This is a genomic window from Moorena sp. SIO4G3, from assembly GCF_010692305.1.
Lineage (GTDB): Bacteria > Cyanobacteriota > Cyanobacteriia > Cyanobacteriales > Coleofasciculaceae > Moorena > Moorena producens_A.
In genome coordinates this window covers 1-6,998 of the sequence record NZ_JAAHIG010000436.1, presented here as the reverse complement: position 1 = coordinate 6,998, position 6,998 = coordinate 1, and the positions used below count along the sequence as shown (strand labels likewise).

6 protein-coding genes are annotated in these 6,998 nt (G+C 40.0%); 4 read left to right on the top strand and 2 right to left on the bottom strand.

The genetic code is table 11. The features are described from left to right. Positions 1-59 precede the first annotated feature (59 nt). Positions 60-185, top strand: a complete 126-nt coding sequence (locus F6J99_RS39190) for a hypothetical protein (protein ID WP_267876302.1) — start codon at positions 60-62, stop codon at positions 183-185. A gap of 65 nt (positions 186-250) precedes the next feature. On the opposite strand, the gene F6J99_RS39185 is transcribed toward F6J99_RS39190, so the two are convergent. Continuing rightward, a complete protein-coding gene (locus F6J99_RS39185) occupies positions 251-481 on the bottom strand; it encodes a hypothetical protein (protein WP_293121484.1) in 231 nt (76 codons plus the stop codon). A 758-nt stretch (positions 482-1,239) separates the two neighbouring features. Here F6J99_RS39185 and F6J99_RS39180 point away from each other — a divergent pair. The 3 genes from F6J99_RS39180 (at position 1,240) to F6J99_RS39170 (ending at position 5,704) form a co-directional block, all read left to right on the top strand. Then, on the top strand, positions 1,240-2,124 hold the full coding sequence (locus tag F6J99_RS39180) for a hypothetical protein (protein ID WP_293121482.1): 885 nt from the start codon (positions 1,240-1,242) through the stop codon (positions 2,122-2,124). Positions 2,125-2,223: 99 nt separating this feature from the next. Beyond that, positions 2,224-3,099 (top strand): O-antigen polymerase, encoded by an 876-nt coding sequence (locus F6J99_RS39175; RefSeq protein WP_293121480.1) that lies wholly within the window; start codon positions 2,224-2,226, stop codon positions 3,097-3,099. 1,726 nt (positions 3,100-4,825) lie between these two features. Next, on the top strand, positions 4,826-5,704 hold the full coding sequence (locus F6J99_RS39170; protein ID WP_293121478.1) for a hypothetical protein: 879 nt from the start codon (positions 4,826-4,828) through the stop codon (positions 5,702-5,704). A 284-nt stretch (positions 5,705-5,988) separates the two neighbouring features. Here the strand turns inward: F6J99_RS39170 and F6J99_RS39165 are convergent. Then, the coding region (locus F6J99_RS39165) for an RNA-guided endonuclease TnpB family protein (RefSeq protein WP_293121476.1) at positions 5,989-6,998 on the bottom strand (1,010 nt) is incomplete at its 5' end.

Here is a 6,998-nt window from a genome sequence, read left to right as displayed (position 1 = left end):
CTTTTATGCATAGCCGACTAACCATAAAGGCTCCACTCTTTAAGCGGTAACTTCTGACCGTGTCGTCAATAAAGCAAGCCTACGTATCCGTTCGCGCAGCGTCGGCGAAAGCCGATACCGTTGGGTGGAGTTGGCAAGAAGCCCACACTGTAATCTCTGATGAGCGTGTGGGAGTATGTCACTAATGGCAAACTTCTTAGGCGCTTTAATGGGGCGAAATAAAACAGTGATCACAGCCAAGCATTTGGTTTTATTGATGATTAGGTAAAGATGAGTGCTTTGTCATAGCGATAGCTGGGACAATATCATCTAATGTGATGTCGAACATGAGGGTGAAGCGAGCATCTGGTATTAAGCAGCGCAGTGCTTGTAGATGGGCTTCTGCTTGATTGCGGCGGCGAAAGCGAGCGACAACGATTCGCTGGCATTTAGGCAGATGGCGAATGATGCGCCAAGGAAATAGTTCGTCTTTATAGCTCATTGATGCACTCCTATTAATTGCTTGTTGTATTCTAGGGAAAGTTTTGTAGTCCCATCTTCATCGAACAGAGTGATGGGCTACTTATAGACTTAATCTGAATAGATGTGTGTAATTATGTTAATTAAGTTATAAAGCGTGATTACTTACATCAGCGTCTTATATAACTTAATTAAGCGTCTTATATAACTTGAGTGTGTAGGCGATCAGCCCAAGACATGAGAAACACACAGACAACACAAGGAGAATATAAAATCCGAGTCAACAAACATGTTAACGCTGAGCAGGATTAAGAAACTAGACAAATTGGCCAACAGGTGGAAGAGCAGTCGCAGCGAGTTAGTAGAGCAGTTTGCTAGAAGTCAAAACCACCCTCGTCTAGTTGCCCAGACCAAATGCTGGAAAGCGCACCTTGAGCGAATTAAATAATTGGATGTGGAAAGCGCACCTAGGAAATTATTGGCCGACTGATTCAATCAGCCTGGAATCGCAAGGCAGAAGCGGAAGTATAAATTCAGAACATTGAAGGGCTACTAGAGCAGTTGGAAAAACGACAAACATGCTAATTTTGCCAACAATCCGGAAGTCTGCGGTGACCTTAGAAGATCATTAGTGAGATGTATCTAACGCGATCGCATACCCTTTCCATCCTAGATCGTCCCAGGTTGGCAAAAGATGCCTTAAGTAATCCTGTAGGCATGAACGCTTAACTGGATGCTAGCGTAAAGCATCTTTCAAGTCATTTCATGGTACAGTTTCGCATGAATAAACTCTTCCGATGTCTTGGTGCGCGTTCCCATGGCGAGGGCACCTCGCTGGGGTTGCACCGCTACCTAGGAATTATTGTCACTCTTATCTTGAATAGTATCGGGCTACAATCCTGTAGCCCTAAAATTACTCCCTGTCTCATTCAAACTGAAGAAGCTCGAAGTATAAGTGTGCAGTCTAATGAGCCTATCTATAGCGAGATTTTTGGCAATCAAGAATGCTCACCTCAAAAGCTGGTTTTGAGAGTTCCTGTCAACTCAAGACCAGAAATTAAAGATAGCAATAGTTTACTAGATCAGAGATATACTCCCAATATTATAACATTATTGACATTTTCTCATCAAGCTAAAAGTTTTTATATCAGACGTATTGATAACCATAACGACAGATGGATTTATAAAAAAGCTAGTTGCTTAGCTTGGAAATGGTCTAGAGAAGATGATCAACAAGTTCTAAATTTAAGTCTAGAGAGAAATCTCCAAATTCGTGACCCTAAAATTAAAACTGTTATTTTAATAATTTCGTTGCCCTTTGAAATCAAAGATGCTGAACCAAATGTTAACCTTCAAGTTTACACCTGGGACTTATTTGAAGGGATTTATTATTTTAAGCCCAAAAACTATCCCAATTTAAAAGAAATTTTAAGACAAAAAGATAGAAAAAGTATTCAATCAAGTAATGCATTTCGTGATGGTAAAACTGTTAAAAATGAAATTCAACAAGAATTAAACCAGATAGATGATATAGGGGGAATCCATCTTGATAAGTATTTTGAGTCAATACTGGATGGAGAATACCTCGAAAAATATACTCCTAGTTCAGAAGATACCTATTGCGAAATACCGGATGATTTAAAAAAAAATAACATTTTACACTAGTATGGTTTTGCGGATTTGGACGATAAATTAGAGGTTAAACCAAAAGTATAGGCTTCCAATGCTTCACCGGAATAGATTCAACTAATGATGTGATCAGATATGACGGAATTTGAACCAGCAGCTACCAAGTCTGAAAACTATATTGAAAAGCCGAAAGAGCGTGAAAAGGTTGAAGATTGGTATCGCCGAGAAAAAAGACTTCAAATCATAATAATTTTGATATTTTCAGCACTGTTAATCATTTCTAGTTTTGGACAGTTTGCTCTATTAGATTATTCGTTTGGGGAAAGACTTGCTCTGTCCAAGGGTGATAAAATATTTGGGATTGAGACTAAGAATTTAATCAGTTTATTGGTAACAGGTGCTTTACCCATAACCTCTATAGTAGATGGCTCTGGAATTCTGACAAAAAAAATTAAGATACCTTTACCATTAACTAATGGATTATCTATAATTTGGCTGGTGCTATTAGGAGATATATTTTTGAATTTCCAAGCCGTATTAGTCAGCAACGAATCCGGATCAGCAGATCAGTTAATACCCGTTATTGCTTTTGTTGTAGCCATAATTTTTTCCATAGCTTCCCTTTGTCTAAGTAGAGGCATAGTAGCCGCTAGCAAAAAATTCATGGCCGCCAGAAAAAATCTTCAAATCCTAATGGTATATGGGATTAACCCTATCCCCTTGTATAACAATACTAAACAACTTACGTTAAGAAAAGAGGATCCAGCAACAATAACAGATCCTGAACAGGAACGAAAAATAGTTGTAGAAGAAATTAACCAACACAAAGAAGCTTTAGAGTTGGTAATAAAACTCGACAAAAATAAACTTCGGCAGCCAAAAATAGACGCCAATCAAAAATCAAAAACTCTCGAGTCAATTAAGCAATTATTTAAACCAATATTAGAGCGTTTATCTGAAACTAGATGTCGTCAAAAAAATAATGTTAATGACGTTGATAAAACTGCTTAACAAAACTATATATAAAAAAAATATGTATTAATTTATAGCGTTGATATAAATCAACTAATAGGAGTTATTAACTATAATAAATAATATAAAATTAGTTAAGTTACCACATTTTATCGATTAATTTTTATATGTATATCCCGAAATTGCTATTTAATTGTTTTATAAAATACTTAGTGGTAATTTCATATTTTTTTTACATACTAGGTTTTGGGAAACCTTTGATATTTAAAATTATAGCTTTTTTGGCGCAAGGTTTTAGTGAAAATAATATCGTGGCTCGGATTTATCGATATCATTGAAATGATCAATCAATTTTAAACATTTTCTATGTCTGGATAAACTCTTATATTTATTATCTCTTACATTCGGATACTGACAGAAGATGGATAAGTTAGTGGTTTACAATCTAATCAATTCTGGGGATTGGTCAATAGTAATTGTTAGTTGCTAATCTGGTTGTAATTGTTAGGGATGAGCAATAGCAGTTTTTTGATAAACCGCTTGGGAGCCATAGACGTGAAGCGTGGCTCCGGTGCGCAGTAGGATGCGAAAGCGAAGGGGGTTATAGCGCTACGCCCAAGGCAAGAGGCAAGAGGCAAGAGGCAAAAGTTTACTACAGAAGGTTTTCAGCTTGTATCAATGTCCTAACTTTAATGCGTAGTGCTATATATGCTCTGTTAGGAACTTCGGATGGGGGAGCCAGAGGAAGAGCCGATTCTGATACCCTTTCTTGAAAAGGGATGCCACATCGGATTGTTGGGTGATTGGCTCAGGGTAATCGGTAATCCTAGGACCATTACTCATTACCCATTACCAAAAGGGAGGGAAAAAAAGTCTATACTCTGGGATTTGAGCAACCAGACATTATATATTTAGAGAATTTAGGGAATAATCTCGGTAAATTTGGCGAGAAAGTGCCGGAGGAGTTGAAACAAAAGGCGATGGAGACTAAACAGGTAATTGTTGATCACACAATTCAATTAACAAGCGGGAGAATGGCACACTGCTTAAGGTCAAACCTAGACTAGATATGGAATAGTCTATCACTAGACACCGAGCGCGCATTTAGCTTATCGACCATGACCTTCTACTTAGGGGAAATGACTTGGTATGGACAGATGTGAGTGCTCCCAATCGAAGTGTTGTGAGCATTGGGTCACATAGCCAATCAGAATCGATGCCATCAGCTGCCGTTTTTCCAGAGGAATCTGGCGGCAGTTCCCTATTGTACAGCTTGCAGTTATTGTGTGAGGATGTTAGATCAAATTGGAGTCAAAGGTATTACTCCTACTGCCCTTGCTATGGGAGTTATGTGAAGTACCGACAACTAAATCGAAGATTATGGTTGAGGCTTCCAGTTTCATCCGCTATCCCCTTCTGCGTAGAATCCCCCGTGCTTGACGCTGCCCCAGAGTTCAAAAAGAACACACAAGCAGTGTTAATTGGCTTCCTTTCACTTATTAGTAACCCATTGTTACTCTTTAAGGAGTAAATTATCTAAACAATCATGCCCAGTAAACAAGTTTTTGTTCGAGAATACAAAGTAAGAGCCCACAGGCGTACTATCCATACACGGGTTTACAAGTTCATTTGCCACTACTGCAATTCGCCTGCAGAGAGGGAGACTTATGCTACCTGTTGTCCCAAGTATGGCAATCGCTGCAAAGGAGTAGCCAGAAAGTGTCTTCGCTATCAACACGCTAACGAATCTGGGGGAAAAAAGTAGATGTCTTATGTTCCATCACAGCCATCGCTACCATCGCAAAGTCAAAACATGTTAGCAGATTTGGTTGATTACTACCGACAAATGGTGGAGTATCATGAACAAGCTGCCACAGTTGCAAGAGAACAGCTTAGCCATGCTAAAGCGTTGCTAAATACCAATGCATTAGCTCTACCAGAAAACAATTCCAACAAGTTCCTGCCTCCTGGAAATCGCAACCACAACCAGCAGGAAAAATACTACCTCACCACGCCAGTAGCTGAATTGCCTGCAGACTTCTCCACTGAAACTGAATTAGATGAGTCACCATTAGCACTCAAACAACAACTCGATTACCAGGAGCAGAGGATTACAGAAGCCATTGAGCAACTCCTAGAAACTCATAGGGGTACGATCTTCCACGTTGATTACCTGATCAGGGAGCTGTTTGGAGAGTTGGGCAAAGAGGATATTGCCTCGAAAACTTCTCTGGTCAAATCCATCTTGCTGAAAGGAGAGAGCCAGGGGTTATGGCACTCTGACCCTGACTCTCCAGATTGCTACACCTTTTCTGCTGAAGATTTGCCCGATTTAGTTTCTACCAATAAACCTCAGAGAAAGCCTGCCAAAAGCAAAGCTCGTCGGCCTTCTCCGCTACCTAAGTTAGAGCAATTAAAGTATATGACGTTATATGAGCTAGTGGCTTCTGTGTTAAGAGAACACTATCCACAGATCATGAGTGCCGCAGATGTTTTGGACGTGCTTTATCCTAATGGTTTGGATCCTAAGAAGAAAAATGTAGCCCGTAAATCCATTAGTAACACTTTAACTAAAGGATGTGAATCTAAAGGCTGGAAACGAGTCCAACCGGGGCGATATATCTGGGCTGGCGGTTTCACCTAAAGCTGAGTTACGACACAAACGTTATTGATTATTGAGAAACTATAACAGGACTTAGGGAGTGACTCAACCTGTAGGGGCGCACGCCATACGTCCCTACTTGATATGTATTTATAGTTCTGTTCCGATATCCGAAGTTCCCTATTCCCAACCACTACGGCGAAGTCTAATCAAGTAGATACAGACTGCTTTATAAAACTGACACAACACGACACAAAGGGTCGTAATGAAGTTTACTTCCTGCTTCCTCCACAAAAGTGGATTGCGTGAGGGGTCGGCCCTACTCACTAACACAGGCTATCACCGAGAAGCCCGTGGGCTTTATGCTCTAAATTCACACTTGCGTTGTAATCCCTGTCCTTGAGTGCACCGCAAGCGAAGCAGCTAAAAACTCGTTGTGTTAGTGGCATTTCTTGAATGTGACCACAACTAGAACAGGTCTTACTTGATGGATAAAACCGATCTGCAAAAACTAATTGTGAACCGTACCACTCGGACTTATATTCCAGTTGGCGACGAATCTCATAGAAGGCAGAATCAGCAATAGCACCGGCTAACTTGTGGTTTTTCAACATACCGGACACATTCAAGTCCTCTAACCCGATGACAGCGTGGTTCTTGCCTAGCCAGGAGGTTAGTTTATGGATGGCATCTTTCCGGATATTAGCGACCCTTTGATGAGCTTTTGCTAGCTTCAGTTGAGTTTTATATCTGTTTTTAGAACCTATCTGTCTTCTAGATAATTCTCGTTGGAGTCGAGCTAATTTTTTCTTAGCTTTTTCATAAGCTCTTGGGTTTTCAAAAACCGTTCCATCTGAACAAGTGGCAAGAACTTTAACCCCAACATCAACACCCAGATATTCTCTAGATTTTACGGTGTGTTCAGGTTCAAACTTGTAGGCTACAGACAGATACCAAGAATCAGCTACTCGAGTGATTGTAACTCTCTTAGTATGGATTTCCGGTAAAGGTTCGTATGTACTGACCCATCCAATAAAGGGAAGTTTTAATCGAGTTCCTGAAAACTCCATTATCCGGCCGCAGTTATCAAGAGTAAAGCTATCATTTCTACCTTTTTTCTTGAACTTAGGATGTTGAGACGTACCTTGAAAAAATCCTTTGAACGCTTCCGCTAAGTACATAAAGGCGAATTGATAAACCCTTGAGCTCAGAGTGGATTGCCACGGATATTGAGGCTTAACGTGATTGGTGTAGAATTTTTTGAGCTTGTTAGTTGAAAGTTTTAGTCCTTCTTTATAAGCAAAGTTCCACATGCCTAACGCCCAATTCCAAACCC

Excerpts from the sequence above, each read along its gene's own strand:
- F6J99_RS39170 (WP_293121478.1), top strand. The coding sequence starts at position 4,826 with ATGTCTTATGTTCCATCACAGCCATCGCTACCATCGCAAAGTCAAAAC.
- F6J99_RS39180 (WP_293121482.1), top strand. The coding sequence starts at position 1,240 with ATGAATAAACTCTTCCGATGTCTTGGTGCGCGTTCCCATGGCGAGGGC.
- F6J99_RS39175 (WP_293121480.1), top strand. The coding sequence starts at position 2,224 with ATGACGGAATTTGAACCAGCAGCTACCAAGTCTGAAAACTATATTGAA.
- F6J99_RS39185 (WP_293121484.1), bottom strand. The coding sequence starts at position 481 with ATGAGCTATAAAGACGAACTATTTCCTTGGCGCATCATTCGCCATCTG.